Source organism: Marinobacter alkalisoli (assembly GCF_045449855.1).
GTDB lineage: Bacteria > Pseudomonadota > Gammaproteobacteria > Pseudomonadales > Oleiphilaceae > Marinobacter.
This window is the reverse complement of the sequence record NZ_JBJJLC010000030.1, coordinates 84,062-110,425: the sequence shown is the minus strand read 5'-3', so window position 1 is coordinate 110,425 and position 26,364 is coordinate 84,062. Positions and strand designations below refer to the sequence as shown.

Below are 26,364 nucleotides of genomic sequence, written 5' to 3'. Positions count from 1 at the left end.
CCTTACCCTTTTACGACTCGACATAGGAACGTGTCATGGCTGGAAGCAGTTTGCTTGTACTGATCGACGACATCGCCACCGTGCTGGATGACGTCGCCCTGATGACCAAAGCCGCCACCAAGAAAACCGCCGGCGTGCTGGGGGACGACCTTGCCCTCAACGCCCAGCAGGTCACCGGCGTAAAACCGGCCCGGGAACTGCCGGTGGTGTGGGCGGTCGCCAAGGGCTCAATGATCAACAAGGCCATCCTGGTGCCGGCAGCCCTGGCCATCAGCTTTTTCGTGCCCTGGCTGGTGACGCCCCTGCTTATGTTGGGCGGTGCCTTCCTCTGTTTCGAAGGCTTCGAGAAACTGACTCACAAGTTCCTGCACAAGCAGGAAGACGACAAGCACAAGGCCGAGCTCCACGAAGCGCTGAAGAATCCTGATGTCGATATGAAATCGGTCGAGAAGGACAAGATCAAGGGCGCGATACGGACAGACTTTATCCTGTCAGCGGAAATTATTGCGATCACGCTGGGCACTGTTACCACCCAGACATTTGGCATGCAGTTTATGGTACTGACCGTTGTGGCGGTGATGATCACGGTGGGTGTGTATGGCCTGGTGGCGGGTATCGTGAAGCTGGATGATGGCGGCCTGTATCTCAGCCAGAGAGACAGTGCCATCGCGCAGTGGATGGGCAATGGCATTCTCTGGCTTGCGCCCTATATGATGAAAACCCTGTCTATTCTCGGCACCATCGCCATGTTCCTGGTGGGCGGCGGCATTCTCACCCATGGCTTGCCGCCGGTCTATGACGCCATTCATCATCTGGCTGAGGGCTTCAGCGGTGTGACCGGTGTGCTGATTCCGACCCTGGCGGACGGTCTGTTCGGTGTCCTGGTTGGGGCTTTGCTGGTGGCGATCATCACGCCGATGCTGAAATGGTGGGAAGCGCGCTCTGCCTGACTTACCGGCAGGCGTCGAACAGGCGGCTGACCAGCACTGGTACCGCGGTTTCCACCCTCAGAATCCGCGGGCCAAGGTGGACGCTCTCGCACCCGGCCTCTTCCAGCTTGCCGACCTCGTAGGGGGTGAATCCCCCTTCCGGGCCAACACAGAGCGCGGTGGGCCGGTTCAGGTGCGTGGGGCAGGGGGTTGCGGTGCCCGGGTGAGCCACCAGTGCCCGTTTGCCCTGTAGCAGTGCCGGTAGCTCATCCTCCACAAATGGCTTGAACAACTGACGAATGTGCACCTCTGGCAGGACCGTGTCCCGCGCCTGTTCGAGTCCCAGGGTCATGTTCTCCCGCAGGTTGCCTTCGGACAGCCAGGGCGTTTGCCAGAAACTCTTTTCCACCTTGTAGCTGTTGATCAGCCAGATGCCCTTCACGCCCAGGGTGGCGCAGGTTTGCAGCACACGGCGGAACATTTTCGGCCGGGGCATGGCGAGGATCAGCGTCAACGGCAGTGGCGATGGCGGCGGCTCTGACAGCTCCACCAGAATGTCTGCCTGCGCGTCGGTGAGGCTCAGCACCCGACCGGTACCGATATCACCATTCACTCTGCCCACGGGTATCAGATCGCCCTCGGCGACCCTCAGAACCTCATGGAGGTGTGACAGCCGGCGACCACGCAGCACGGCGCGGTCTGCAGCAACAAAGTCTTCCTCAAACAGCAGTGCCAGGTTCATTCGTCCGTCGCTTCACCGGTTTCTGTGTCGTCTGTTTTACGCACTGCAAGCTTGCTGAAGATGATGCCCATCTCGAACAGCAACCACATGGGAACGGCCAGCAAAGTCTGGGAAATGATATCCGGAGGCGTCAGCAGCATGCCGATCACAAAGCAGGCGACCACAATATAGGGCCGTTTGGCGGCCAGGTCGGCGGGGGTGGTGGCGCCGGTCAGCACCAGCAGGATGGTCGCAATGGGAATTTCGAACGCCACGCCAAAGGCGAAGAACATTTTCAGCACAAAATTGAGGTAACTGGTGATGTCCGGTAGTTCGACGATGCCCTCGGGGCCGATGGCGGTGAAGAAACCGAACACCAGGGGAAACACCACGAAGTAGGCGAAGGCTGCGCCCAGATAGAACAGGATTACGGACGTGAACAGCAGGGGAAACGCCAGCCGCTTTTCATGGGCATACAAGCCAGGGGCAACGAAGCTCCAGATCTGGTAGAGGATCACCGGGATGGCGGCGAACACCGCCAGTACCAGCGCCAGTTTCAGGGGCGCGAAAAAGGGCGAGGTAATGTCGGTGGCGATCATGGTCTGGCCAACCGGAAGCAGTTCCCGCAGGGGCTGTGACATCAGCAGGTAAAGTTCATTGGCGAACGGATAGATCGCGGCGAAGCAGATCACCACCGCCAGCACCATTTTCAACAGGCGATTGCGCAGCTCCAGCAGATGCTCGATCAGGGGCATGTCGGGCTGGGCCGTTGATGAATCCGGGGTGTGGTTGCCGTCAGGCTTGTTGGTCATGAACGATTATCCGAAGCGCTTTCCTGATCCGGATGGGGTTCTGGATGACGCTCGCTGGTGGTTTGCTCAGTAGAGGGTGTCGGCTCCAGGCTTTGTTGTGGGGCAGGCTCCGCAGGTGCCTTGGTTTCGGCCGTCCGGCGGGTTGCGGGCGCTGGCCTGGGCTTGGTTGCCCGATCCTCCGGCAGAATCATGTGTTCGTATTTTTTGGCCTCATCAAGGGCGCCACGAACACTCTTCTCGACGTCGTCGAGGCCCACATCCCCCGCTTTGCGTAGCTCCTCACGCAGTTCTTCGGCTTTCAATTGGCGATCCAGTTCCGAGGTGAACTGGTTAACCATGCGGCGGGCACCGCCAATCCAGCGGCCAGCCGCCCGCGCTGCCGTTGGCAGGCGTTCAGGGCCAAGGACCAGCAGTGCGATCACACCACAGATCAACAGCTCGACAAAGCCGATATCAAACATTCAGCCCGGCCTCAGCCAGTGGTTTTGTCCCGGGGTTTCTCTTCCGGGCGGGTCTGGTGGGCTGCCGGCTCTTCCTTGTTGTCCTTGTCTTCCAGGGAGTCCTGATCGGAGGCCTTGTTGTCCTCGTCGTTCATGGACTTCTTGAAGCCACGGATAGCGCCGCCCAGATCGCTGCCAATGTTGCGGAGCTTCTTGGTTCCGAACAACAGGATAACGATGCCGAGTACGATAAGAAGTTGCCAGATACTGATACCCATCACGGGATCCTCACTCTAATGTTGCTGTTACATGCCATTGTACGTTACCGGGCCGGTGCAGCGGAAACCCCGTAAGGGTTCCCATGGCACTACTCGCTCCGGGACGCCTTTTCCTCAAGTCCTGACAGGTCGAAGCGACGGGCCAGCTCATCCAGCACCTCTTTCGGGCCGAGACCCAGGCTCGATAGCATGACCATGCTGTGAAACCACAGATCCGCCGTCTCATAAACCACGTCCCGGGTATCGCCGGACTGCTCGGCATCCTTGGCCGCCAACAGGGTTTCGGTGCATTCCTCGCCCACCTTTTCAAGAATCTTGTTCAGACCCTTGGCGTGCAGGCTGGCAACGTAAGACTTGTCAGGATCTGCTTCTTTTCGTGCTTCCAGTACCTGGGCAAGTCGTTCCAGTACGTCACTCACTCTGTTCGCTCCCTTTGATCGGTCCATAGATGGTATGCGGGTCTTTCACCACGGGGGCGGTGGTAACCCATGCGCCGTCGTCAAATTTCCGGTAAAAACAGCTGCGCCTTCCGGTATGGCAAGCGATACCGCCTTTTTGCTCCACTTTCAGCAGAATCACGTCCTCATCACAGTCCAGGCGTATTTCATGCACCACCTGCTGATGGCCCGAGGTTTCGCCCTTGCGCCAGAGCTTGCCCCGCGAGCGCGACCAGTAGACTGCCTGGCCTTCCTCGGTGGTTAGCCGCAGGGATTCCGGGTTCATCCAGGCCATCATCAGGATCTCGCCGGTGGCGGCGTCCTGGGCGATGGCGGGAACCAGCCCGTCGGCATTCCAGCGGATGGCGTCCAGCCAGTCAGGGTTGTCGACTTTAGGTGATGAATCTTGCATTTCTGTGAATCCTGAAAAATTGTTACCGACCGCCCCGGGCGACCAGTCCGGCCGCCACTGCGAGCATGGCCCAGCCCCACGGGGGCAGTGATTGGGCCAGGGTGGGCAGTTCGTAATGGGCGCTGACCCAGGCGCCGCCCACCAGGGCTGCGGCAATAAGGGTTCGTCGCCAGCGTTTCTCCGCCCGCTTCTGGTTTTCCCGAAGCAGTTCCAGTGTAGCGCGATTCTGCTCTTCCGTGGGGCCGGAGCTGCGCAGCTGCACGAGGGTATCGTGGATCAGCTGCGGCATTTCCGGGGACTGCTCAAGCCAGGCCGGTAAATGCGATTGCAGGGACTTGATCAACCCGGACGGGCCAATCCGCTTGCGCATCCAGGTTTCGAGGAAGGGCTGGGCAGTGCTCCACAGGTCCAGGTCCGGGTACAGCTGGCGGCCAAGACCTTCCACGTTCAGCAGGGTTTTCTGCAGCAGGACCAATTGCGGTTGCACTTCCATGTTGAAGCGACGGGCGGTCTGGAACAGTCGCAGCAGGAAGTGGCCAAAGGAGATGTCCTTCAGCGGCTTCTCGAAAATCGGCTCGCAGACCGTGCGGATGGCCGCTTCGAATTCGTTGACCCGGGTATCTGGCGGCACCCAGCCGGACTGGATATGCAGTTGCGCCACCTGGCGGTAATCACGGCGGAAGAAGGCGAGCAGGTTGCGGGCCAGGTAGCTCTGATCGTCCGGCGCCAGGGTGCCGACAATGCCAAAATCGATGGCGATGTATTTCGGGTCCGCCGGGTTGCTGACATCCACAAAGATATTGCCCGGATGCATGTCGGCGTGGAAAAAGCTGTCACGGAAGACCTGGGTGAAGAAGATTTCCACGCCTTTTTCCGCCAGCACTTTCATGTCCACGCCGGCTTCCCGCAGCGCCGCCACATCGGCAATGGGTATGCCGTGGATGCGCTCCATCACCAGCACGGTTTTGCGGGTGTAATCCCAGTCAATAAAGGGGATATAGATCAGCGATGAATTGTCGAAGTTGCGGCGCAGCTGACTGGCATTGGCAGCTTCCCGTTGCAGGTCCAGTTCATCGTGGATGGTGGAGTCATAATCCGCCACCACCTCAACCGGATGCAGGCGTTTGCCCTCGGACCAGTATTTTTCCAGCAGGCCGGCCATCAGGTACATCAGGGCCAGATCCTGCTGAATCACCCGCTCAATACCCGGCCGCAGTACCTTGACCACGACTTTCTGGCCATTGAGCAGGGTGGCGGCGTGCACCTGGGCGACGGACGCCGACGCCATCGGGTCGGCGGAAAACTCGCTGAACAGCTCGGCAACCGGTGCGCCCAGGGAAGTTTCGATGATCTCCCGCGCGGCGGTGCTGGGAAAGGGGGGGACGCGGTCCTGAAGATGCTTCAGTGACTCGGCCATGTCATCAGGCAGCAGATCCCGGCGCGTTGACAGAATCTGGCCGAACTTCACGAACACCGGGCCCAATTCTTCCATCGCCAGGCGCAGGCGGTCGCCACGGCTCAGTTTTGGTTGCGGAAACAGGTGCCAGGGGGCCAGCAGGAAAAACACCTTGAGCGGGCCGGGCAGTTCGGCCAGTGGCAGGAACGTGTCCAGCCGGTAACGGCAAAATACCCAGGCTATTCGGAACAGGCGTTGCAAGCGGGTCACGGTGTCTCCGGCGGCTCTTCGTTGGTGTGGCGTTCCAGCAGGCTGACACGGGCCTCCAGCCTGTCGGTCTGCAGGCTCAGTTGGTCGATGTCTTCAAACGTGGCTTCCAGCTCGCGGCGCCCGGGTAGTGTCCGGCTCTCTTCGTGCACGTATTCTTCGATATTGGCGTTGAGGGCGCCGAAAGCCTGACGGCTCCACTTCACTGCACCGCGAATGCGCTGGCCGATAAAGTGGGCTGGCACATCACCAATATGGCGGGCCAGGGCTGCTTCCCAGTCCGGTTCCAGCTGGTTCAGTGCGCGCTGAAACTGGTGGGCCAGGGCGGTGTCGCCATTGACCTGAATTCGGCCGTGGCGGAACACCTGGTCGTCACCGGTGGCCAGCGCCGCGAATGCCATGGGCTTGCCGGCCAGCTGTAAAGCCGGATCTTCCGCCGGCTGGCTGTTGACCTGCACACGATCACCGGTCTGATACAGGGTGAACGTCAGCGGCACGGGGGCCGTCAGGGTGAATTCCACCGGCCCTGTCAACGCGCTCATCAACGCCTTACGACCGGCCGGGTCTAGTTCCAGGGCACGGTTCAATGCGCCCTCAACGACGGCGGTCACGGCGGCAAGCAGGGTCGGGCCGGGAAACATCAGGGCTTGATTCCCACGTGCAGGGCCACAATGCCGCCGGTCATGTTGTAGTACTTGCAGTTCACCAGTCCGGCCTGTTCCATCATGCCCTTGAGAGTGTCCTGGTCCGGATGCATGCGAATGGACTCCGCCAGGTACTTGTAGCTTTCACTGTCGCCGGCAATCAGCTGGCCCATGAGTGGCAGGGCGTTAAAGGAATACATGTCGTACGCCTTGTTCAGCAGCGGGTTGGTGGGCTTGGAGAATTCCAGCACCATCAGTTTGCCGCCGGGCTTGAGTACCCGTGCCATGTCCCGCAGGGCCTGGTCTTTGTCGGTCACGTTACGCAGGCCAAAGGCGATAGACACCGCATTGAAGGTGTTATCCGGGAACGGCAGGTGTTCGGCATCGGCCTGGGCAAATTCAATGTTACCGGCGTAACCCCGATCCATCAGACGACCGCGACCCACCTGCAGCATGGAGGCATTGATGTCGGCGAGTACGACTTTGCCAGTGGGGCCGACCAGGTCGGAAAACTTCATGGTCAGATCACCGGTACCACCGGCGATGTCGAGCACCTGGTGCCCCGGGCGAACGCCGCTGAGCTCGATGGTGAAGCGTTTCCATAGCCGATGGATGCCCATGGACATGAGGTCGTTCATCAGGTCGTACTTGCCGGCGACGTTATGGAAAACTTCGGCGACCTGACCGGCCTTCTGGCTTTTCGGCACATTGCGGAAGCCAAAGTGGGTGACATCATCCTGCGGGGTGCCGACCGGCTTCTCGTTGGCTGGCGTTTGTTGCTCGCTCATGGGGGTGTCCTGTCAGAATCTGAACCCCGTATTCTAACGGTTAGGGGGGTGGCTACAAGTTTATTACCCCCTTAAACTATAAAACCTCCCATTTTTAAAGAGAATCCCGATTCATGTCTGTTATCGATGTTCATCGCGCTCATTCCCTGGACAAGGCGCACGCTCGTGAAGCGGCGGAAACCCTGGCCCAGGATCTGTCCAGGCAGTTTGATGTGAATTACCAGTGGGAAGGGGATGTGCTGCGGTTCAAGCGCAGTGGCGTGAAAGGCCAGTTGAGCATCGACCACAATGACCTGCACATTCACCTGGAACTGGGCATGCTGCTGAGGCCTTTCAAGTCACGGATCGAGCAGGAAATTCACTCTCAACTGGATCAGATTCTCAAGGCCTGATCCAGCGGCCGTCTCCCGGGTCACAGATCGTCGGGGAGATTGAACGGCTCTGGGACCCGGTTGAGGATGTTGTCCAGCACCCGCGCCTCCCGGGTGACCAGCCGTTCGATCAGGGCGTCAACGTCTTCCATCTTGCGAAACGCAGTATAGCCCCGGTGCAGGAAGCTGTGCAGGTCGCTCAGGTCTGCCATTTCCGCCGGACCGCGGGTCATGCTGAGCAGCCAGCCCAGGGTGCGGTTACGGACGTAGTGATCCAGTTGCTGGCCGACCTCGGCCACCAGCGCAATCTGGCGGTGACGTTGTTCCAGGCCGGGGCTGGCGCGAAAAGCCGCACAGTATTGATCGCTGGTTAAGCCCTGGCTCGGCACACCATCGCGCCGGAGCGTTTCCGTCAGGTCCAGGTCCAGACGCTGGGTGATCAGGTTCAGTTCCACCAGCCCCGCAAAGGTATCCAGCAGATTGTCAGGAAGCCACTTCACCATTTTTGGAAATACCCGGTCGATATTGTCGTCACGACGGGTCATGGTTGCCGGGGCGTAGAGATCGGTCAGCAGGAACTCCAGGCCGGTGTGGTAGCCCGGGTGTTGGTATAGATCCTGGTGGGTTCGTTTCAGGCGCTCGGCCTGCCAGTCGGCAATCCGGAAAGTGTCTTCCAGCAGGGGGTGTGACGCCTTGCGCTGGCGGAAGTCGTGATAGTTGATCAGCAGGTACTGCAGTCGACGGGCGCTGTCAGAGTGGACTTCAGTGGCGACAAGGCGCTCGCGGTACATGTGTGCTCCGGTAAACCTGTGGCAGGAAAGCTGCGAGTTTACCGGAGCCGGCAATCAGATGGCAGTATCAGCCCTGAGCGGCGGTGGGCTGGGTCTCGAAATCGGGAACCCACTCCTTGCTGTCGAGGGTTATGAAATGGCTGGGAGCCTGGGTTTCGACAATGCGCATGGTGGTAGGGCTCTGGCGCGCGCTGGCCAGCATTGCGTTACGGTCCAGAATGCGGTCCACGCCCGGAATCAGGAAGGTACCGTGACGCACGTTGTTGTAAACGCTGGTATCGGTCCGCTCCATCCAGTCCATGATGTTCTCGATATTGCGCACAATGGTGAGGTGATCCTTCGTGGCTGAGAACAGCTTGCTCAGTAACTGTTTCTTGCGCGGATTCATCTTGCCAAAGAAGGTCTGGCCATAGGCGGAAGACGGTGCGGTATTGATCAGGCGGATCAGCCAGGGCCACATGCCATGGCTGACCGGCTCCAGAATGGTGGTGACCAGGCCATGGAGTTTGGCCTGGGGGAGCACCGGCGCTTCCAGGACGACTTCTACGTTGTCATAGAGTTCCGGCCACTGGCGAATGGCCTCCAGGATGACGGCGCCGCCCCGGGAATGACCGTGAACACGAATGTTGTCGGTGCCGGGAAGGTTGGCGACGGCCTGGTTCAGTATGCAGGCGTCGTACTCAATGGTGCCCTCGAGGTGCTTGATGGGCACTTCCCATTCCGGGGCTTCCGGCGTCACGCCGTTGACCGGGATATGGTAGTTGCTGCAGGTCAGCAGGATGAGCTCCGTGGTGGGCGCCTCATAGGCCTGCGTGAAGTAACAGTGGTTCTCCAGGAAACCGTGCACACCAATAACCGTCTGTTCCGCCTTGCCGCTGTGGTTGCGGACGGAAACCGCACCCTTGCCGACACGGTAGACACGCCCCGAGAACATCTCGGAGTAGGCGTTTTCAATCGGTTGTATCAGTTTGCGAACATGGCTCGCTTTCATAACCGTTCTCCTGTCAGCACCGTGGAAGACTGCTTTTGGAATTGGTGTGTGCTGATAGTGACTGTTTTAACGCGTTCCCGGGCCAGAGTTATTGGCGCTGGTTACTCAATATACGAACGCCCACGGCCAATAGTCTGCTTGGTTGGCGGGTCGATACCCGCCTCGGGCTCAGTAATAACCATTCCATTAAGTGTTATAACCAGTATAGAGGCGAAAAGTTACATGCGCGTAATTTTTTGTAATTCCGGGGAGTGGGCGCCTTATATGGAGCCGTCTGTACTTGTCTGGCACAATGCGGGATTCGCCATTCATTCAACGTTCGTCAATCCACCCGGGGACAGCCAGATTTGAACCAAGAGGACTCACATCTCCTGTTACCTGTGGATTCCGCATGGCTGGCCCTGGAACGACCTGAAAACCCCATGACCATCACGGTCATGCTGCGGGTGGAGGGCCTGACGGAAACGCGGCTGCGAGAGTTTCTGGAGGTCTACTGGCTGGCCTGGCAGCGGTTCCGTTATATGCCGGTGCGCCGGGCGCCGGGCTGGTGGTGGGAAGCCGACCCGGTATTCGATCTGAAGCACCACCTGCGCGTCACCCCGGACGCGTTTTCCCCGGATCAGCTCCAGGAATGGGTATCCGCCCGACTGAACCAGCCCCTGCCGGACTACCGACCGCGCTGGAAATTCTGGCTTGCGCCCAACGCCGAGGGCGGTGCCGCCCTGCTATTGCGGATGCATCATTGTTATGCCGACGGATTGTCGCTGTTGGGGATCTTTGAACGGATTTGCCCGCCATCCCCGCAACAGTTACCTGCGCTCTACGGAGCGCCGGAAACCCCTGATCTGCAACGCTGGAGCCTGGCGGCAGGCGCCTGGTTCCGGGAGCTGATCGGCAGTGAACTGGCGGAGGCATCCGGAAACCGCTCCGGTGATATGGAAGGACACGCCGAAGGCTCCTCAGGCAGCCTGCAGGATGCTGGCAAGGTACTGGAACGGGTTGCCCAGACGGGCCTGAAACTGGTGAACGAGGTGAGCCAGTTCCTGGTGGAACCGGAAGACTCGCCGTCATCCCTCAAACATGACTTATTGGGGCGACGTCAATGCTGCTGGTCGACACCCGTGGCGTTGTCACGCTTCCAGGACATTGCCCGTCTGAGCGGGGTGACCATCAATGACGTGTTGCTCAGCTGTGTGGCGGCCGCCGTGCGCAAGCAGCTGGCCGCCGGTCAGGTGGACCTGGACGAGGCCGTGCTCCATGCGGCTGTCCCGGTAGACATTCGCGGTCAGCTACCCGCCGGCATCAAGCCTGAGCCCGGCACCTTGGGCAATTGTTTCGGTACGGTTTTCGTTCCTCTGCCGGTGGACGGTGAAAGCTCGCTGGAACGACTCTACCGGATCAAACACGAAACTCGCCGGCTAAAGAAAAGCTGGCAGCCCGGCATTGCCTGGGGGCTGACCGCCAGCGCCTCGCTGGTGCCTGAGCCCTGGCGTCAGCCGGTGGCCGATGTGTTCTGTCGCAAGGCCAGCGCCGTGGTGTCCAACGTGCCCGGATCCCGTGAGGAGCGTTACCTGGCCGGTTGCCGCATCACCGAGCAGATGTTCTGGGTACCCCAGGCCGGGGACATCGGCCTGGGGGTGAGTATTGTCAGTTACGCTGGCTCGGTTCAGTTTGGGGTCGTGGCCGATGAGGCCGTCATGGCCTCCCCCTCGCGGTTCCTGACCGATTGCCTCGAAGAACTGGATGCTTTCACCGGCTGACCCGCCTTCCCATTTTATTCCGCTGTCATTGCCCGTATCTGGCGGGTATTAATCCAAAAGTCCTGATTCACAGGCCTCCTAAAAGATCAGAAAACCTGCCCCCTTGGCGCATTTTCCCCACTCCAGCCTTAACCGACCATGGAATTCAGGCGACAGACCTACGCCTGGGGCGGCCGGATTACTCGGCACCCCGATCCCAGATTTCCAAAAACAACCGGGGGAACTATGAACAACAACAATTTTCGAAAGTCAGGGTTAGCGATTGCGATGGCTGCTGCCATGGGGGCAAGCGCCGGCGCCAATGCGGCCGTTGAGATTTACAACGAGGACGGCACCAGCTTTTCCGTCGACGGTTACTTCAACGCTTTTTACGTAAACCGTGACGACAAGGTGGCCGATGCCCGCAGCTCAGACGTCAAGATGGGGTTTCTGCCGAACACCATTGGTTTCAACTTCAGCAAGGAAGTGGGCGATCTGACGATGGGTGGCCGCTCCTCGTTCTGGAACACGATCAATGACAGCCTTCAGTCGCCAACCGATACAGCGATTGATGTTCGTCAACTGTATGCCACAGTCGATGGTTCTTTCGGTCAGGTTCTGATCGGTAAGGACTTCGGTTTATACGCCCGCTCCAACATCTTCCTCGACGAAATTCTCATGGGCTTTGGCTCCCCGGGTGCGGCCACCGGCGTCTCTTTTGGCAACATCCGCACCGGCTACCCGTATCCGAATCCGTCAGCTCAGATTACCTACCGGTCCCCGGAGATGGGGGGATTGAAAGTGGCCGCCGGTATCTTTGAACCAGCCGATACCACCCCCGGTGCCCAATCCGAGCAGTCAGCACCCCGCTTTGAGGCGGAAGTCACCTACAGCGCCGACCTCAGTGGCGTGGCATTGACCGGTTGGGTCAATGGTCGTCATCAGAGCTCAGAAAACGCGACCACCGAAATCGACAGCCAGGGTATCGGCTACGGTCTTAAAGCTGCGGTAGCAGGCTTGTCACTGACGGCGTCCGGCTTCACATCGGAAGGGGATGCGCCGGTCCTGCTCACCGATGGCGCACTGCCTTCGGAAGAAGATGCCGATGGCTATCTGGTCCAGGCGTCTTATACGCTGGGTAGCAATCGCTTCGTGGCCTCTTACGGCGAAACGGATTCCGATCAGGGAGATTTCGAGACGGAGAACACCTCCCTGGCCGTGTTCCATGATGTGAACAGTAACTTCAAGTTGGTTGCCGAATACAACATGTTCGAGCAAGAAGCCAAATCCACGGGCGCTACTGCAGTGGATGCCGATACCCTTGCCCTCGGCGCTGTCGTAACGTTCTAAGCAGTAGACCTTGCTGTGGAAAACGGGAGGTCGTCCGTAGCACCGGGTCATCTAAGACTAAAGTGCCGGTTTGTCTTCGTGCAGACCGGCCGCGCCGCCAGGCATTGATTCAGGAGGGTTTTTAATCAATGGCTTACGATCATTTTGGCGCGCCCATTAAAAGCACTGAAGTCGCATTGGCTGCGTTTGCGGATGGCGTAGAATCGGTGGAAAGTCATCCATTCTCGGGACCCGCATTTATGAAGCCAGCGACGACCCTGCCCGCCGTCCGGGTAGCGAGCTCCAGTGTTCGCGACCCGATGCTGGCAGCCACCAACCTCGCCAGTCAGTTGAACCATGAGCACCTGGGATGTGTGCTGTTCTTTTGTTCCGCGGAGTACGATCTCGGCCGTCTCGGCATTGCCCTTGACCATGCTTTTCAGGGCGTGCGTGTGTGCGGGTGTACGTCAGCCGGGGAGATTACGCCGGAGGGTTATGGTCGCGGATGTATTACCGCCATTGGCTTCGATAACCGCTATTTTGCCATTGACTGCGCACTGATTCGGGAGCTCGACCGGTTTACCCTGCAGGACGCTCAGGGTGTTATCGACGGCCTGCTGTCCACATGTCGTGATGCCAAACTCGCGCCAGTCAAAGGCAATACCTTTGCGATTACCCTACTGGATGGTCTTTCCAGCCGGGAGGAACTGGTGTTGGCGACGCTTAACGCAGCGCTCGGTACCATCCCGCAATTCGGCGGATCAGCCGGAGACGACGAGCGCCTTGCCAATACCCACGTCTACTACGACGGCCAGTTCCATACCGGAGCGGCGACGGTGTTGTTGGTCAATACGCCACTGGATTTCCGGGTGTTTTCCACCCACCACATGGTTGAACGCAGTGAAAAACTGGTGGTTACCGATGCCTGCCCGGAAAGCCGCACCGTTTACGAACTCAACGCCGAGCCCGCAGCCGATGCCTATGCCCGTGCCGTTGGCGTGGAGGTGGATGCCCTGGACCGCAAGGTGTTTGCGCTGCGCCCCATGGGCGTGAAAATTGGCGGGCATTACTTTGTGCGTTCGGTTCAGCGGGTCAACCCGGACAAGAGCCTGACATTCTACTGTGCGGTGGAAACCGGCATTGTGATGACAGCGATGGAGCCGGAAGGTCTGCTGGACAGTGTGCGGGCCCAGATCGAAGCGTCCGAGCGGGTGGTGGGACCACCGCTGGTGACCATCGGGTGTGACTGTTTCCTGCGTCGGCTGGAGGCAGAGCTGACCGGGGAAGTGGAGGCGGTGTCTGAGTTCCTTCGCCATCACAAGGTGATCGGTTTCAACACATACGGCGAGCAGTTCGACGGTATGCACATTAACCAGACCTTTACGGGGGTGGTCATTGGCCAGCCTGAAGCCCGTGCCGTGCAAGAGTGACACTGCCGCTGATGACAGGGACCGGCGCATCGCCGAGCTTGAAGCGGAGAATGAGCGCCTGCGCCGCATCCGCGATGCTCTGATCGTTCGGGTGGAGTCCGGCTCCTCCCACAAGCCTGAACCCTACGCCGCCTTTGAACATTCCGTGGTGCTGGCGGAGCAGGTGCGCGAGCGCACCGAGGCCCTCAACCAGACCATGGAGGAGCTTAAAGCCAGTAACAAGGCCCTGAGCCGCGCCCGCGTCGAAGCCGAAACCACTCGCCAGCGCCTCAGCGATGCCATTGAAAGCATTGCTGACGGCTTTGTCCTGTTCGATCACCAGCACCGCCTGATCCAGAGCAACAGTCGTTTTCGCAGCTACTGGCACCACGCCGGTGTGGAGGTGCCAGAGCCGGGCACCTCCATAGTGGATGTGAAGGCGCAGGCGGTCAGTTCCGGTCTGGTTGTTGAGGAGCACAGCCACCCGGATTCCGAGGGCGTTGTCTTCCTGCTCGCCAACGACCGCTGGGTGCAGATGACCGAGAGGCCCACCCGTGAGGGTGGTCTGGTGGTGCTCTATTCCGACATCACCGACGTCAAGAACAGTGAGATGGCGCGGCGCATCAAGGCGCTGGAGGAAAGTGAACGCTGGATCCGGGTGGTGACAGACCATGTGCCGGCGCTGATAGCCTATGTCGGTGCGGATCTTACGGTGCAGTTCTGCAACAAGGTGTATGAGTCCTGGTATGGCCGCTCCGGCGAGTCGCCTCTTGGCCGGCCATTGGATGAGGTGCACTCCGCCGATCTGTACCAGCGCCTGTTGCCGCAGATGCGACAGGCGCTGGCGGGAAACAGCGTCACCTTCGAGTTTGAGGAAACCGGCGAGCAGGGGGACGTGCGTTATATGCTGCGCTCCTATGTACCCAACGTCGACGAGGACGGAGACGTTACCGGCTTCTTCGTGTTGATCCGGGACATTACCGATCGTCGCAAGACCGCCCTGGCGCTGGAGCAGGCCTACGACAATCTGGAACGGCGGGTCAAGGAGCGTACCTCGGCGTTGACCGGCTTGAACAATCAGCTGCGTCAGGAAATTACCGAGCGGGCCGCGGTAGAGGCCAGGCTGCGGGACGCCAAACTGGAAGCGGAGCGGGCGAACCTGTCCAAGACCAAATTCCTGGCCGCCGTCAGTCATGATCTGCTGCAACCCCTGAACGCCGCCCGTCTGTTCACCAGTGCGCTTCTGGAGCAGTCGTTCGGGCCCAAGGCCGAGGGGCTGGTGCGATCGGTGAGTACCTCCCTGGATGACGTGGAGAACCTGTTGGGCACCCTGGTGGACATCTCCAAGCTGGATGCCGGGGTGATCAAGCCCGACGTGACAGCGTTCGATCTGCGGGACCTGCTCAATAACATCGCCCGGGAATTCCGGCAAATGGCCACGGCCGAAGACCTGCGGCTGGACTTCGTTGCCAGCTCCGCGATCGTGGAGTCCGATTCCCAGCTTCTGGCGCGGATTCTCAGGAACTTTCTCACCAATGCCATCCGCTATACCGGCAATGGCCGCATCCTGCTGGGCTGCCGACGGCGGCAGGATCACGTTCTGCTACAGGTCTGGGACACTGGCCCGGGGATCCCGGAAGACAAGCTGACCGAGATCTTCCAGGAATTCAAACGCATCCGGCCATCCGGCTCACAGCCCGACAAGGGGCTGGGGCTTGGGTTGGCCATCGTGGACAAGATCTCGCGCATGCTGGGCCATGAGGTGAGTGTGTCTTCCATTGAAGGCAAGGGATCCGTGTTCAGCGTCAAGGTTCCCCTTGGCCAGCTGCAGCCCCGGCGACCGGCTGAGGATCAGAACCGGTCGGTGTCCTTTGACAGCGGTCTGGGCGGCGCCCGGATCTGGGTGATCGATAATGATCCGTCCATCTGCCAGGGTATGAAAACCCTGCTGGAAGGCTGGGACTGCCGCGTGGTGACGGCGGTGTCTCTGGAGGATCTGGAGCGCCAGTTGGACCCGGCCGACAGCCCGGTGGATCTGATCCTGGCGGACTACCATCTGGACAACGATGAAAATGGCGTGAATGTGGTGGCGGAGATCAACGGCCGTCGCCGTTGCCCGGCGCCGGTGGTGATGATTACTGCCAACTATACCAATGAGCTCAAACAGCATATCCGTGATTTGGGGTACCTGTTGATGAACAAGCCGGTGAAACCGCTGAAGTTGCGCAGTGCGCTGAGTCATCTGCTGAGAAGCTGAGATCGGCGATGGATGTCGGGTTACGGCTGCGCCTAACCCGACCTACGCGGGATGAGCTTGAATGTTTGCAACGTAGGTCGGATTAGCCAAAGGCGTAATCCGACAAATAAGCCTGATAAACCGGTTTACCGTTTCAGGTACTGACTGAAATCCACATCACTGGCGGACAGAATGGCCTGTACCCGATTGTGCACCCCAAGCTTACGCAAAATGGCCGATACATGGGCCTTCACCGTGGTCTCGGCGATGTTCAGGTTGTAGGCAATCTGTTTGTTGGATTCGCCCTTGGACATGCGCTCGAGTACCAGTAGCTGGCGACGTGTCAGGGAGTTCAGCAGCTCCGGTGAAATCGGGTTGTCTTCATGGCGACTGCGGCGGCTGTTGCTTTCCTTGCCGGTACGGATGATGTCCGAGGGCAGGTAGACATTGCCATTGAGAATCTGCTGGATCGCCTCGGTCATCTGGGCTCGTGGCGAGGATTTGGTAATAAAACCGACCGCGCCGTAGGTGATGGCCTGCAACACGACCTGCTTGTCTTCTTCCGCCGAGACAATCACCACGGGAATGGTGGGCGCTTCGTTGCGCAGGGTAATCAGGCCGTTCAGCCCGTGCATGCCGGGCATGTTCAGGTCCAGCAGGATCAGGTCCAGGTCGTCATTCTCCCGCGTAATGTCCAGGGCGCTGTCCAGATCATCGGTTTCAATGATCTCACTGCCCTCGAACCCGGAAGCGATCACACTGCTGATCGCTTCACGGAATAGCGGGTGGTCGTCGGCGATCAGTATCTTGTAAGCCGGCTCCATGGATGGTTCTACCTGTTTGTTTTCATTATCGGGGAGTGCTTCCGAATCATGATAGCGCTTTTCGGAAGTGAGTGCGGCATCGAGCTCATTAAGCATGGCGGCCTCCTGTGCAGAGAATCTCCGGAAACGGAGTCGATCCTCTGTTTATTATTGTGATGATTTCATTACACGCTATCCGCGCCTCTGGTTGAATGCGACCATCGCACCAAAAAACAGGCACCAAAGTACTATTCTTGCGTGGCGGCGGGCTTCGTATCGTGGAAGGATGAGCCAACAGCCCGTAACAAGCCGATATTTCAAGCCGTTCGAAGCCAGCCGTCATGCCGCCTGGCTAGCTGCGCTGATGTTGGTGTTTCTGACGGTACTGCCAGCCGCACACGCCCGGGAACCCGGCGAACCTCCGGTGCTGTCGGTCAGCGTGCTGCAGTTCGGCACGGCGCACTGGGAGCTGGATCACATCCTCCACCGGGGTCTGGACCGCAAACACGGTTACCGTCTGGACCTGGAACTGGTGGCCAACCTGCCGGCCTCCCGTCTTGCGGTCACCAGCGGTTCGGTGAATGGCGCTGTGGCGGATCTGCTCTGGGCGCAGTCGCGATACCAGGCCGGCACTCCCTACCTGTATCTTCCGTTTTCCAGCCAGATTGGCGACATTGTGGTGGCGGACGGCTCTACCACCCAATCCGTGGCGGACCTCGCCGGCAAACGAATCGGTGTGGCCGGTGGTCCGGATAGCAAGGGCTGGATACTGCTGCAGAAAGTCGCCGCCCAACAGGGGCTCGACCTGTCAGATTCCGCGGATGTTCAGTTCGCGGCACCGCCACTGCTCAACCAGGCCCTCAAGCGGGGACAGGTGGATGTGATTGTGACCTACTGGCATTTTGCGGCGCGCCTCAAAGGCGAGGGTGGCTGGCGCTCTGCGTTCCGGATGGCCGACCTGCTGACCGCCCTGGATCTGGATACCAATCTGCCCATGCTGGGCTATGTTTTCCCGGCTAGCTGGGCGCAGGAGCATCGATCGTTGATCCGGCGCTTTGCCGATTCTCTGCGCGAGGCCAAAACCGAGCTGGCGGACAAACCCGCCTACTGGGAACGACTGCGCCCATTAATGGCCAACCCGGACAAGGGCGTTTTTCAGGCACTTCGAGACGGATTCAATGCCGGTATACCGGCGCCGCAAACCGATCGGCGGATAGCCCACCTGCATCGGCTACTGGTACTCACCGGAGCCGATGCAGACAACCTGATGCCGGCCCCGCTCTTCTACCGGAGTGAGCCGTGACTAACCCCAAAAGCCCTGCCGTAAAGGGGCGACCACCCCTCTGGAGTTACTGGGTGGTGTTGCCGGGTTTCGTGCTCATCTGGGCACTGATCGCCTGGCTGATCCAGTCACCGCTGTTGCCAACGCCACTCCAGGTACTCGATACGCTGATACGAGAGGCCGCTGCCGGTGATCTCTGGCATCACCTGGGCGCCACCTTCGGTCGTGTGATGGTGGCCTTTGTGCTCGCCATGTCCCTGGGTGCGTTCATCGGTGTTTGCATGGGACGTTCCGCCACCACCAACGCCCTGTTTGACCCATTGCTGGTGTTACTGCTCAACCTGCCCGCACTGGTCACCATCATCCTGATGTACGTCTGGTTCGGGCTGGTGGAGGTGGCGGCAGTCATGGCGGTTGTCATCAACAAAGTGCCGAATGTCGCCGTCACCGTCCGCGAAGGCGCCCGCAGTCTGGATTACCGGCTGGAGCAAATGGCCACCGTCTACGACTTCACCCGCTGGCAGCGATTCCACGACATCTGGGTACCGCAACTGTTTCCCTACCTGATGGCCGCCACCCGCGGCGGCCTGGCCCTGATCTGGAAAATCGTCCTGGTGGTCGAACTGCTGGGCCGCTCCAATGGCGTCGGCTTCCAGCTCCATCTGGCCTTCCAGGTCTTCGACGTCGCCTCCATCCTGGCCTATAGCCTGGCGTTCATTGCCGTGGTCCAGCTGATCGAACTGACCATCCTGCAGCCCCTGGAACGCCGCTCCAGCCGCTGGCGTCAGCCGGAGGCCGCCCATGCTTGAACTGCGGATCGCCGGCCGCAGCTTTGGCCAGCCTGTGCTTGGGGAAGTCTTCGCCACTATCGAACGGGGCGACCGTATCTGCCTGCTTGGGCCTTCAGGCATCGGCAAAACCACCCTGCTGAACGCCATTGCCGGTCTGGACAAAACCATCTCACCGGAAGCAATCACCTGCCGTGACAATCTCCGGGTCGGCTACCTGTTCCAGGAACATCGTCTGCTACCCTGGCGAACCCTGAGCGCCAATCTCCAATTGGCAGGCGCAACTCCGCAGGAAGCAGAGGACCACCTGACTAGCGTAGGTCTGAAAGGATATGGCCACTACCTGCCGGACCAGCTTTCCCTCGGTATGGCCCGCAGAGCGGCGCTTGCCCGCTGCCTGGCGGTAAAGCCGGATCTGCTGTTACTGGACGAGCCGTTTGCGTCACTGGATCCGGTAATGGCCGGTGAGCTGAAAACACTGATTGCCGGGATTCTGGATGCCAATCCGGGTATGGCCATGATTTGCGTGACCCATGACGATACTGACGCCGGAATTCTGGCGAACCGGCTTTGGTACCTCGATGGCAAGCCCGCGCGTCTTCAATGGGATGATGCCGTCAGTGATCCCCGCCTGACCCATGAAATTCTGGGACAGCTGCGGAAGCTTGAGTTGACCAGGTGAGCTGTCCTGTATGGCCACCACTCCAGTCATACGCCAATCAGTCCAGATTGTTATAGGTCGTAGCCTCGAACTCATAGAAGCCCGGATACGATGAACAATCGTAGAATGGCAGAATTTGAGTAGCCCAATATCCGCCGATCCCCTTGGTCTTATCGATCCACAGGTAGCAATTGGCGAGGCCGGCCCAGGCCATTGAGCCGGGAGAACGTCCTGTAGGTGCCTTCTCACGGTTAATCATGAAGGCATGGGACCAACCCTTATCCACCCCCGGCATAAACTCACCACTGTTAGCGAGGCCAGGATCGGATGTCTCCCAGAATCCGATTGGAATGCTCGTGCCAGCGTAGCCGTCTTTAGCCAGCAGGTGTGCCGTTTCAGGTTTTAGCACCCTGCCGTTCTCGCCGGCACCGTCGTTCAGGATCATACGTATGAACTTCATGTAGTCCCTGACGGTGCCATAGAGGCCATGCCCGCCCATGTCCATCGCAGGTTCTCTCGGTAAGGCCAACTCTGGAACGGGCACCAACTGGCCGTCCTCGGTCCTCGAATGTATTGTGGCTCGTCGAGCCATCATGTCATCGTTTACCGAAAATGCGGTGTCTGTCATGCCAAGGGGCGGGAATACGCGCTCGTGCATAACCTCGCCAAGGCGTTTTCCTCGCAACTTCTCCACGATCAGCCCCAGCCAATCGGCATTTACTCCATAGGTCCACGCATCACCCGGATCGTGCTGTAGCACCGTCTGTATCGATTCTTTGGTGCAGGTGATAATCGATGGGATATCCTTTAGCTGCCGGTAGCGTTTGTCCTCCGTGCTGAAAAAATCGTAGCCAAGCCCCGAGGTATGCAGGAGAAGGTCACTGACCGTAATCCTGCGCTTTGGCGACCGGAGTCGGGGTTGACCATCCGCACCGAACCCCTCAAGCACTTGCAATTCGTCCAGCTCCGGGAGGTACTTCCCCGCCGGATCATCAAGTCGTAGCAGCCCTTCCTCAACCAGCTGTAGCGCACAGACACTGACAATCGCTTTGGTGGAAGAGAAGATGGCAAACACCGTGTCCAAGTCCATAGGGGTTTGCTTGCCCAGTTCCCTTACTCCCGTAGCGCCTTCATAGAGATTGCGGTCCTGATCGGTAACCATGGCCACTACGCCAGGGGTGCCACCATGGCGTCCCGTGGTCTGCTGGAGCACACTGTCCAAGGCAGCTTTCATTTTTGAGTTGCTCATTTCACACTACCTCTTGTTAATGTCGGAATAGATCTTTCGACGTATGCCATACGCGAAGACGAATCCCGGGTAGTTGTTCTCAGCCAACTCTACACAATGCTGGTTATAGGTATTCGCCCCTCCACAGTATGAGAGTAGCCCACAGCCCATTTCCCCCGATCAAGCAGGCTTGGAAGTACCAAGAATCTTGGTCCTCTGAGGCCTGAATCCAGCCGTCGCCAGCAGTGCCAACACCACAGTTACTCCTGCAGTAATGCCATACGCCATCGGGTTCCACTCCAGATACAGCGAAAAGCGGATCGCCTCCACCGCATGGGTAAACGGGTTGAACTGGCAAATCCAGTACAACCACGGGCTCGCTTCGTTCATTTTCCACAGTGGATACAGTGCCGAGGACATAAAAAACATCGGGAAAATGACGAAGTTCATCACCCCGGCAAAGTTCTCCAACTGCTTGATCCAGGTAGCAATCAGCAGGCCCAGTGCGCCGAGCATCAAACTGGTCAGCACCAGTGCCGGCAACACCGCAAGGTAGCCCCACACCGGCGGTTCCACATCCACCAGTAACGCCAGCAGCAGAAACACATACACTTGGCCAACCGACACCACCCCCATCGCCAGCAGCTTCGTCACCAGCAAAAATGGCCGTGGCAGCGGGCTCATCAACAACACCCGCATACTCCCCAGCTCCCGGTCATACACCATGGACAGGGCGCCCTGCATACTGTTAAACAGAATAATCATCCCGCAGAGTCCCGGGGCAATGTAGGTCTCGTAGGTAATGTAGGTCTGGTAGGGTGGAATAATAGAAATCCCCAGCACCGCGCGAAAGCCGGCGGCAAACACCACCAGCCACAGCAGCGGCCGCACCAGGGCGCTGGCAAAGCGAGTGCGCTGCTGCCAGAACCGCAGCCACTCCCGGGTCTGGATGCCAACGAAACAATGCCAGTAATGCGCAGCTTTCATGGTTATCCGGCTCCGGTCAAGGTGTGGAAGGTTTCCGCCAGGTCGCGGGTGCCTTCGGCCTCGCAAATGGCATGGCCGGAGCCATCGGCCAGTAGCTGGCCCTGATGCAGGATAAGCACCCGGTCGTCCTGACGAACCTCCTCAATCAGGTGTGTGGCCCACAGTACCGTCAGCCCCGCTTCGTCACACAGCGTGCGGACGTGATCGTTCAGCGCCCTGCGGCTGGCGACATCCAGGCCCACGGTGGGTTCATCCAGCAGTAGCAGTGAGGGCCCATGGAGCAGTGCGCGGGCAATCTCCACCCGCCGGCGATGGCCGCCATTGAGTTTCCGTACCGGATCGTTCGCCCGTTCCAGCAGCTCGAAACGCGCCAGTTCGCGGTCGCCCCGTTTGCGGGCCTCCTTGCGGGACAGACCATGGAGAGCGGCATGGTAGAGCAAGTTCTGGCGCACCGTCAGGTCCAGATCCAGGGCATTCTGCTGGAACACCACACCGATCTGTCGCATCGCCTCGGAGGGTTGTTTCTTCAACGATTGCCCGGCCAGCAGGAGTTCCCCCTGCTGCAGTGCCAGCAGCCGGGTCAGCAGACCAAACAGTGTCGACTTGCCGGCGCCGTTGGGGCCCAGCAGGGCATGAAAACGGCCAGAGGTCAGCGTAAAGCTGACCTCCTTGAGTACAGGCTTGTCGCCGTAGCGAAAGCTGATATTCCGGGCTTCAATGGTCATGGTGGTGTTATGAAGTGGGATCGATGACCACACCCCAGGGGTAGCGGCCTACCTTGATGGATTTGATCACCTTCAGATCCTCCACGTCGATGACCGACACATCGCCGGACACGCCGTTAGTGGTATAGAGATGCTTCTCGTCCTTGTCCAGGTCCAGTTGCCAGACCCGGCTGCCCACCAGCAGGTAATCCAGCACTTCGTAGGTTTTAGCATCCACCACCGCTACGTGGTTGGAGGGGCCGAGGGCCACGAAGGCGTACTTGCCGTCGGAGGTCAGCTCGATACCCACCGGCTGGACGCGGTCCTGGTTGACACCGGGTACTTTGAACGTCATTTCGTGAATCTGCTCAAGGTTGTCCACGTCAATGATATGCACGGTGCCGCCAATTTCCGCCGAGGCCCAGGCAATCTTGCTGTCTTTACTGAACTCCACATGGCGGGGCCGCTGGCCGACCACGATGTTCTTCTCGATCTCGAAAGTTTCGGTGTTGATCCAGTGCAGCATGCTGGTGGTTTCGGAGGTGTTCACCGCCCACTTGCCGTTCGGGCTCACCGCCATGCCTTCCGGTTCAATACCGACATCAATCTGGGCCAGAACATCCTTGGTGTCCACGTCCACCACTGTCACGATGGCATCGTCCTCATTGGCGATGTACAGGTGCTTGTTGTTGGGGTGCAGGGAGAACTGCTCCGGATCTTCACCGGAGGGCAGGGTATCGACGATCTTGCGGGTGGCCAGATCCAGCACCTGTACGGTGTCGTCGTCACTGGCGCAGATATACAGTTTGGTGTAGTCCCTGGACAACAGGATGCCCCGTGGGCGCTGCCCTACCTCAATGGTCTCTACCACGTCCATGGAATCGGTATCGATGACCGAAATGGTGTCGTCCTTCTCGTTGGACACATACGCCAGACTGGCCAGCGCCGGCGTCGACAGCCCGATCATGGCGGCCAGTGCGGTATGCTTGAATAAAGATATCATGGTGTAACTCCTTCTTGTTTTGAGGAACCGCCGCCAAAGCGGTCAGCCATTAATCCGACAGTCGCTCTCGGGCTTGTCGAAGCCGAGCGTGTCCATTTCAGTATTGGGGTGCAGGAAGCCTTCAAAGGGTGCCCGGGCGACCAGCCCCCGTGGGTGAACCAGGGGGATCGGTTGCCGGAGTTGCCCATTCCAGTCGCGATAGGTGAGCTTGCGGCCTTTGAACGCTGCCAGCTGGAATTTGTCACTGAACAGGAAGTTGCGGATCTCGACCGGGTTCGCGCTACTGAGGTCGGTCACGGCGGTGCCAATGGAACGAATCGCGGCCCAGGCGGCGTAGTCCTCACCGTTCATGTCGCGGCCGGCCAGGTCGCGGAAGCGGTTTTGCAGTTGTGCCGCGCCCCAGCTTTCCACCACCCGGTGCCAGGTCACCGGTGACATGCCCTGGGTACCAACGACCGGTCTGGGCAGCCAGGTGTTGAATGGCACGTACTCGCCGAAATCGCCCCTCACGTCCGCCACCACCACGGCATCGTAATCGCTGGCCTGGGTAAACAATGGCAGCTCCTTCGAGGCGGTGCGCCGCAGGTCGGCATCAAAGGTCCAGGGTTTGTCCTCGACAATTTTCAGACCAAAGCGTTTGGCAGAGCGGCGGAAGGCATCGGCCCAACCCTTGTCGGCTTCGGTGGGCCCGGTAATCAGGAACACTTCATCCCAGCGCCGCTGGTTCAGCCACTGGCCGAGGGCGTCGGTGAGCATGGCGTAACTGGGCATGGTGTGCAGCAGGTTGGTATGGCATTCCCCGGTGCGCAGGGCGTCGTCCTTGGCACCGGCGTTAAAGATCAGGGTGTTGTCGCCGGCTTTGCTCAGGATGGTTTTCAGGGTCTGAGCCGGTGCATTCACGACAAACAGTTCCATGCCGCTCTGGCTCATGGCCTCGAAGGCGGCAATCGCGGCTTCTCCGGAATCGGCCACTTTGCTCTGCAGTGAATAGGTCTGGCCCAGGAACTTGCCGGTGGTGCTGTTATCGTCGATGGCCAGTTCGGCGCCACGAAGACCGGCGTCTTCCGGTTCGGGAGTCACGTTGGAAAGCACCGGGCCCTGGTCGGGAACCCACTGGATGTACCCGACCTTCACATCCAGCGCCAGTGCGACGGCCGGCGCCAACCACCAGCCACAGAGTAAGGCGGCTGTCAGGGCCTTGCGTCGAAATCCACTCATGCTGTCCCCCTGCTTCAATATTGTTGTTGCATCCAGCTTAGGGAACGGGGAGGGGCTTCGAAATATTCAGAAAGTAGGAAACTTGCGGTACTAAAGAACTATTCCCCGGGCTTTCGGTGTCGGGGAATGGGTGGGATCTCCGTGGAGCCTACTACCAAGGAACTAGGTCGTAGGCGCGAAAGTGGCATTCTGATCGCTGTGGCGTGTTCCTAGACTGGGAAGAGGTAGCTGGCAATGCATTTACAACAAGTAGCCAGCGCACGGGGATTCAAAACAGAGGTATAACAACATGTCAGTTTCATTTTCTTTAAAGGCCCTGGTTGCCGCCGGTTTGATGGCGACGGCCGGTGTTGCCATGTCCCACGGAGACGTTACCCCTCAGGAAGTGGATACCGGGAGCCTGCCCGACCTGGGTAAGGAAGCCCTGATGGAAAATCCGTTCCGTGAAGGTAACGAGCACAGCGCAAAACACGATGAAGCCGTAAAGGTTGGCAAGAGCGGTTACGCCGGCAACTGTGCCGTGTGCCACGGTATTGAAGCCATGTCCGGCGGCATGACACCGGATTTGCGGGAACTGGAAGAGTGGGATGACGAGTACTTCATTGGCCGTGTCATGAACGGCACCGGACGCGGCATGCCTTCGTTCAAGGATAACCTCGACCAGACAGCCATTTGGGCGATCAAGACTTATATCGAGTCAGTGCCCGCGCCAGAGGAATGAGCACTTACCACGTTTCGGAAATGGCCTGCCAGGAGGTTAGCCCATGATATCGGCGTATCGAGTTCTGATGCTTGTGCTGTTGCTTGCGGTTGTTGGTCAGGTCCAGGCGCAACAGTCCCGCTCGCTGATTCCGGACAGGACCCTGGATATCATTCAGGACTCCGGTTATCTGAATGTAGGTATGTACAAGGATTTTCCGCCGTATTCCTACGAGGTTGATGGTGAAGTGCGAGGTGTTGATGCCGATCTTGGTCGTGAAATAGCCAAGGAACTGGGGGTGGAATTTCGCCCCTACTGGATCATTCCCGATGAAACCCTGGGGGATGATCTGCGCAACCATATATGGAAGGGGCACTACCTGGCGAAAACCCGCATCGCCGACGTCATGATGCGGGTGCCCTACGACAGCACCTTCAAATACATGCGCGACTCCACCGGCGAAATGATCAACGAACAGGTGGTGATGTTCGGCCCCTACCAGCAGGAACGCTGGCAGATTGCCTTTGACGAGGACCGCTTGGATGGCGTGGAGACGGTTGCCGTCTTCCAGTACCACCCGATCGGCGTGGAAATCGACACCTTACCCGACACCTATCTGACATCGGCATTCGGTGGGCGGTTACGGAGCCAGGTCCAGCACTACAGGAATGTCGGTGAGGCATTCGAAGCCATGGGCCAGGGCGAGGTGGCGGCTGTTATGGGCATGAGGGCAGAGATAGAGCACCAGCTCGAAGCCCATGGCGGCAACGGATTCACCAAGGCGGGCAACGGGTTTCCCGGAATGACCAAACAAGTTTGGGATGTGGGCATGGCCGTGCGTCATACCCACCGCGCCCTCAGCTATGCCATTGAGGCGATTGCGGATCGCATGGTTCGCTCCGGAGAAATGGCCGAACTGTACGCAAGGTACGGGCTGTCCTACAGCCGCCCCGGATATTACGACGACATACTCGGCCCCGAAGAACCCACGGAATAACCG

28 protein-coding genes are annotated in these 26,364 nt (G+C 59.2%); 11 read left to right on the top strand and 17 right to left on the bottom strand.

The features are described from left to right. The first annotated feature begins 35 nt into the window (after positions 1–35). Complete coding sequence (locus tag ACJO5Y_RS12820; protein WP_406987687.1) at positions 36–950, top strand: DUF808 domain-containing protein; 915 nt, start codon at positions 36–38, stop codon at positions 948–950. 1 nt (position 951) lies between these two features. Here the strand turns inward: ACJO5Y_RS12820 and ACJO5Y_RS12815 are convergent, their stop codons facing one another. The 9 genes from ACJO5Y_RS12815 to ubiE form a co-directional block, all read right to left on the bottom strand. Continuing rightward, positions 952–1,671, bottom strand: coding sequence for a 16S rRNA (uracil(1498)-N(3))-methyltransferase (locus ACJO5Y_RS12815; RefSeq protein WP_406987685.1), 720 nt, complete (start codon positions 1,669–1,671; stop codon positions 952–954). After that, positions 1,668–2,462, bottom strand: coding sequence for a twin-arginine translocase subunit TatC (tatC, locus tag ACJO5Y_RS12810; protein ID WP_406987684.1), 795 nt, complete (start codon positions 2,460–2,462; stop codon positions 1,668–1,670). The genes ACJO5Y_RS12815 and tatC overlap by 4 nt, the downstream gene beginning before the upstream one ends. Continuing rightward, entirely contained in the window at positions 2,459–2,923 is a 465-nt protein-coding gene (tatB, locus tag ACJO5Y_RS12805) for a Sec-independent protein translocase protein TatB (protein WP_406987682.1), read from the bottom strand. Before tatB ends, tatC begins: the two co-directional genes overlap by 4 nt. An 11-nt stretch (positions 2,924–2,934) precedes the next feature. Further along, positions 2,935–3,180, bottom strand: coding sequence for a Sec-independent protein translocase subunit TatA (tatA, locus tag ACJO5Y_RS12800; protein WP_406987681.1), 246 nt, complete (start codon positions 3,178–3,180; stop codon positions 2,935–2,937). A gap of 89 nt (positions 3,181–3,269) precedes the next feature. Then, positions 3,270–3,599: a phosphoribosyl-ATP diphosphatase gene (locus tag ACJO5Y_RS12795; RefSeq protein WP_406987680.1), complete on the bottom strand. Its 330-nt coding sequence runs from the start codon at positions 3,597–3,599 to the stop codon at positions 3,270–3,272. After that, a complete protein-coding gene (gene hisI / locus ACJO5Y_RS12790; protein ID WP_406987678.1) occupies positions 3,592–4,029 on the bottom strand; it encodes a phosphoribosyl-AMP cyclohydrolase in 438 nt (145 codons plus the stop codon). The genes ACJO5Y_RS12795 and hisI overlap by 8 nt, the downstream gene beginning before the upstream one ends. Before the next feature lie 22 nt (positions 4,030–4,051). After that, complete coding sequence (ubiB, locus tag ACJO5Y_RS12785) at positions 4,052–5,695, bottom strand: ubiquinone biosynthesis regulatory protein kinase UbiB (protein WP_406987676.1); 1,644 nt, start codon at positions 5,693–5,695, stop codon at positions 4,052–4,054. Next, positions 5,692–6,333: a ubiquinone biosynthesis accessory factor UbiJ gene (locus ACJO5Y_RS12780; RefSeq protein WP_406987674.1), complete on the bottom strand. Its 642-nt coding sequence runs from the start codon at positions 6,331–6,333 to the stop codon at positions 5,692–5,694. Before ACJO5Y_RS12780 ends, ubiB begins: the two co-directional genes overlap by 4 nt. After that, positions 6,333–7,124, bottom strand: coding sequence for a bifunctional demethylmenaquinone methyltransferase/2-methoxy-6-polyprenyl-1,4-benzoquinol methylase UbiE (ubiE, locus tag ACJO5Y_RS12775; RefSeq protein WP_406987672.1), 792 nt, complete (start codon positions 7,122–7,124; stop codon positions 6,333–6,335). Before ubiE ends, ACJO5Y_RS12780 begins: the two co-directional genes overlap by 1 nt. 113 nt (positions 7,125–7,237) lie before the next feature. Here ubiE and ACJO5Y_RS12770 point away from each other — a divergent pair, with 113 nt between their 5' ends. After that, a complete protein-coding gene (locus ACJO5Y_RS12770) occupies positions 7,238–7,516 on the top strand; it encodes a polyhydroxyalkanoic acid system family protein (RefSeq protein WP_406987670.1) in 279 nt (92 codons plus the stop codon). A gap of 20 nt (positions 7,517–7,536) precedes the next feature. Here the strand turns inward: ACJO5Y_RS12770 and ACJO5Y_RS12765 are convergent, their stop codons facing one another. Both ACJO5Y_RS12765 and ACJO5Y_RS12760 read right to left on the bottom strand, forming a co-directional pair. Beyond that, positions 7,537–8,286 carry a DUF8198 family protein gene (locus ACJO5Y_RS12765; RefSeq protein WP_406987669.1) on the bottom strand — a complete coding sequence of 250 codons (750 nt, stop codon included), beginning with the start codon at positions 8,284–8,286 and terminating at the stop codon, positions 7,537–7,539. A 67-nt stretch (positions 8,287–8,353) separates the two neighbouring features. Beyond that, the gene (locus ACJO5Y_RS12760; RefSeq protein ID WP_406987667.1) at positions 8,354–9,277 is read right to left on the bottom strand and encodes an alpha/beta hydrolase; all 924 of its coding nucleotides are present in this window, start codon (positions 9,275–9,277) and stop codon (positions 8,354–8,356) included. A gap of 347 nt (positions 9,278–9,624) precedes the next feature. On the opposite strand from ACJO5Y_RS12760, the gene ACJO5Y_RS12755 reads away from it, so the two are divergent. The 4 genes from ACJO5Y_RS12755 (at position 9,625) to ACJO5Y_RS12740 (ending at position 16,011) form a co-directional block, all read left to right on the top strand. Continuing rightward, entirely contained in the window at positions 9,625–11,037 is a 1,413-nt protein-coding gene (locus ACJO5Y_RS12755; RefSeq protein WP_406987666.1) for a WS/DGAT domain-containing protein, read from the top strand. A gap of 225 nt (positions 11,038–11,262) precedes the next feature. Next, on the top strand, positions 11,263–12,366 hold the full coding sequence (locus ACJO5Y_RS12750) for a porin (protein WP_406987664.1): 1,104 nt from the start codon (positions 11,263–11,265) through the stop codon (positions 12,364–12,366). 239 nt (positions 12,367–12,605) lie between these two features. Beyond that, positions 12,606–13,775, top strand: coding sequence for a nitric oxide-sensing protein NosP (gene nosP / locus ACJO5Y_RS12745; RefSeq protein WP_406987711.1), 1,170 nt, complete (start codon positions 12,606–12,608; stop codon positions 13,773–13,775). Then, positions 13,741–16,011: a NahK/ErcS family hybrid sensor histidine kinase/response regulator gene (locus ACJO5Y_RS12740; RefSeq protein WP_406987663.1), complete on the top strand. Its 2,271-nt coding sequence runs from the start codon at positions 13,741–13,743 to the stop codon at positions 16,009–16,011. The genes nosP and ACJO5Y_RS12740 overlap by 35 nt, the downstream gene beginning before the upstream one ends. Before the next feature lie 125 nt (positions 16,012–16,136). Here the strand turns inward: ACJO5Y_RS12740 and ACJO5Y_RS12735 are convergent, their stop codons facing one another. After that, positions 16,137–16,814 carry a response regulator gene (locus ACJO5Y_RS12735; protein WP_406987710.1) on the bottom strand — a complete coding sequence of 226 codons (678 nt, stop codon included), beginning with the start codon at positions 16,812–16,814 and terminating at the stop codon, positions 16,137–16,139. A gap of 343 nt (positions 16,815–17,157) precedes the next feature. On the opposite strand from ACJO5Y_RS12735, the gene ACJO5Y_RS12730 reads away from it, so the two are divergent. Genes ACJO5Y_RS12730 through ACJO5Y_RS12720 form a run of 3 tightly spaced genes read left to right on the top strand, consistent with a single transcriptional unit; the run spans position 17,158 to position 19,545 of the window. Beyond that, complete coding sequence (locus ACJO5Y_RS12730) at positions 17,158–18,096, top strand: ABC transporter substrate-binding protein (RefSeq protein WP_406987709.1); 939 nt, start codon at positions 17,158–17,160, stop codon at positions 18,094–18,096. Continuing rightward, positions 18,093–18,884, top strand: coding sequence for an ABC transporter permease (locus ACJO5Y_RS12725; RefSeq protein ID WP_406987661.1), 792 nt, complete (start codon positions 18,093–18,095; stop codon positions 18,882–18,884). The genes ACJO5Y_RS12730 and ACJO5Y_RS12725 overlap by 4 nt, the downstream gene beginning before the upstream one ends. After that, on the top strand, positions 18,877–19,545 hold the full coding sequence (locus tag ACJO5Y_RS12720) for an ABC transporter ATP-binding protein (RefSeq protein WP_406987660.1): 669 nt from the start codon (positions 18,877–18,879) through the stop codon (positions 19,543–19,545). The genes ACJO5Y_RS12725 and ACJO5Y_RS12720 overlap by 8 nt, the downstream gene beginning before the upstream one ends. A 37-nt stretch (positions 19,546–19,582) precedes the next feature. On the opposite strand, the gene ACJO5Y_RS12715 is transcribed toward ACJO5Y_RS12720, so the two are convergent. The 5 genes from ACJO5Y_RS12715 to pedA1 form a co-directional block, all read right to left on the bottom strand. Further along, positions 19,583–20,758 (bottom strand): serine hydrolase domain-containing protein, encoded by a 1,176-nt coding sequence (locus ACJO5Y_RS12715; protein ID WP_406987658.1) that lies wholly within the window; start codon positions 20,756–20,758, stop codon positions 19,583–19,585. 174 nt (positions 20,759–20,932) lie between these two features. After that, the gene (gene pedC / locus ACJO5Y_RS12710; RefSeq protein ID WP_406987656.1) at positions 20,933–21,739 is read right to left on the bottom strand and encodes a lanthanide ABC transporter permease protein PedC; all 807 of its coding nucleotides are present in this window, start codon (positions 21,737–21,739) and stop codon (positions 20,933–20,935) included. Between the two features lie 2 nt (positions 21,740–21,741). Then, positions 21,742–22,464 carry a lanthanide ABC transporter ATP-binding protein PedB/LutE gene (gene pedB, locus ACJO5Y_RS12705; RefSeq protein ID WP_406987655.1) on the bottom strand — a complete coding sequence of 241 codons (723 nt, stop codon included), beginning with the start codon at positions 22,462–22,464 and terminating at the stop codon, positions 21,742–21,744. Between the two features lie 7 nt (positions 22,465–22,471). Beyond that, positions 22,472–23,446, bottom strand: coding sequence for a YVTN family beta-propeller repeat protein (locus ACJO5Y_RS12700; RefSeq protein WP_406987654.1), 975 nt, complete (start codon positions 23,444–23,446; stop codon positions 22,472–22,474). Between the two features lie 42 nt (positions 23,447–23,488). Further along, positions 23,489–24,664 carry a lanthanide ABC transporter ABC transporter substrate-binding protein PedA1 gene (gene pedA1 / locus ACJO5Y_RS12695; RefSeq protein ID WP_406987652.1) on the bottom strand — a complete coding sequence of 392 codons (1,176 nt, stop codon included), beginning with the start codon at positions 24,662–24,664 and terminating at the stop codon, positions 23,489–23,491. A gap of 289 nt (positions 24,665–24,953) precedes the next feature. Here pedA1 and pedF point away from each other — a divergent pair, with 289 nt between their 5' ends. After that, entirely contained in the window at positions 24,954–25,385 is a 432-nt protein-coding gene (pedF, locus tag ACJO5Y_RS12690) for a cytochrome c-550 PedF (RefSeq protein ID WP_406987650.1), read from the top strand. A 43-nt stretch (positions 25,386–25,428) separates the two neighbouring features. Next, the gene (locus tag ACJO5Y_RS12685; protein WP_406987649.1) at positions 25,429–26,361 is read left to right on the top strand and encodes a substrate-binding periplasmic protein; all 933 of its coding nucleotides are present in this window, start codon (positions 25,429–25,431) and stop codon (positions 26,359–26,361) included. Positions 26,362–26,364 lie beyond the last annotated feature (3 nt).

What these genes read in the sequence shown, in the direction of transcription:
- tatC (WP_406987684.1), bottom strand. Translation starts at nt 2,462, where the DNA reads ATGACCAACAAGCCTGACGGCAACCACACCCCGGATTCATCAACGGCC.
- hisI (WP_406987678.1), bottom strand. Translation starts at nt 4,029, where the DNA reads ATGCAAGATTCATCACCTAAAGTCGACAACCCTGACTGGCTGGACGCC.
- ACJO5Y_RS12765 (WP_406987669.1), bottom strand. Translation starts at nt 8,286, where the DNA reads ATGTACCGCGAGCGCCTTGTCGCCACTGAAGTCCACTCTGACAGCGCC.
- ACJO5Y_RS12715 (WP_406987658.1), bottom strand. Translation starts at nt 20,758, where the DNA reads ATGAAAGCTGCCTTGGACAGTGTGCTCCAGCAGACCACGGGACGCCAT.
- ACJO5Y_RS12820 (WP_406987687.1), top strand. Translation starts at nt 36, where the DNA reads ATGGCTGGAAGCAGTTTGCTTGTACTGATCGACGACATCGCCACCGTG.
- ACJO5Y_RS12770 (WP_406987670.1), top strand. Translation starts at nt 7,238, where the DNA reads ATGTCTGTTATCGATGTTCATCGCGCTCATTCCCTGGACAAGGCGCAC.
- tatB (WP_406987682.1), bottom strand. Translation starts at nt 2,923, where the DNA reads ATGTTTGATATCGGCTTTGTCGAGCTGTTGATCTGTGGTGTGATCGCA.
- ubiE (WP_406987672.1), bottom strand. Translation starts at nt 7,124, where the DNA reads ATGAGCGAGCAACAAACGCCAGCCAACGAGAAGCCGGTCGGCACCCCG.
- pedC (WP_406987656.1), bottom strand. Translation starts at nt 21,739, where the DNA reads ATGAAAGCTGCGCATTACTGGCATTGTTTCGTTGGCATCCAGACCCGG.
- tatA (WP_406987681.1), bottom strand. Translation starts at nt 3,180, where the DNA reads ATGGGTATCAGTATCTGGCAACTTCTTATCGTACTCGGCATCGTTATC.
- ACJO5Y_RS12780 (WP_406987674.1), bottom strand. Translation starts at nt 6,333, where the DNA reads ATGTTTCCCGGCCCGACCCTGCTTGCCGCCGTGACCGCCGTCGTTGAG.
- pedB (WP_406987655.1), bottom strand. Translation starts at nt 22,464, where the DNA reads ATGACCATTGAAGCCCGGAATATCAGCTTTCGCTACGGCGACAAGCCT.
- ACJO5Y_RS12730 (WP_406987709.1), top strand. Translation starts at nt 17,158, where the DNA reads ATGTTGGTGTTTCTGACGGTACTGCCAGCCGCACACGCCCGGGAACCC.
- ACJO5Y_RS12760 (WP_406987667.1), bottom strand. Translation starts at nt 9,277, where the DNA reads ATGAAAGCGAGCCATGTTCGCAAACTGATACAACCGATTGAAAACGCC.
- ACJO5Y_RS12750 (WP_406987664.1), top strand. Translation starts at nt 11,263, where the DNA reads ATGAACAACAACAATTTTCGAAAGTCAGGGTTAGCGATTGCGATGGCT.
- ACJO5Y_RS12720 (WP_406987660.1), top strand. Translation starts at nt 18,877, where the DNA reads ATGCTTGAACTGCGGATCGCCGGCCGCAGCTTTGGCCAGCCTGTGCTT.
- ACJO5Y_RS12735 (WP_406987710.1), bottom strand. Translation starts at nt 16,814, where the DNA reads ATGGAGCCGGCTTACAAGATACTGATCGCCGACGACCACCCGCTATTC.
- ACJO5Y_RS12685 (WP_406987649.1), top strand. Translation starts at nt 25,429, where the DNA reads ATGATATCGGCGTATCGAGTTCTGATGCTTGTGCTGTTGCTTGCGGTT.
- ACJO5Y_RS12700 (WP_406987654.1), bottom strand. Translation starts at nt 23,446, where the DNA reads ATGATATCTTTATTCAAGCATACCGCACTGGCCGCCATGATCGGGCTG.
- pedF (WP_406987650.1), top strand. Translation starts at nt 24,954, where the DNA reads ATGTCAGTTTCATTTTCTTTAAAGGCCCTGGTTGCCGCCGGTTTGATG.
- pedA1 (WP_406987652.1), bottom strand. Translation starts at nt 24,664, where the DNA reads ATGAGTGGATTTCGACGCAAGGCCCTGACAGCCGCCTTACTCTGTGGC.
- ACJO5Y_RS12815 (WP_406987685.1), bottom strand. Translation starts at nt 1,671, where the DNA reads ATGAACCTGGCACTGCTGTTTGAGGAAGACTTTGTTGCTGCAGACCGC.
- nosP (WP_406987711.1), top strand. Translation starts at nt 12,606, where the DNA reads ATGAAGCCAGCGACGACCCTGCCCGCCGTCCGGGTAGCGAGCTCCAGT.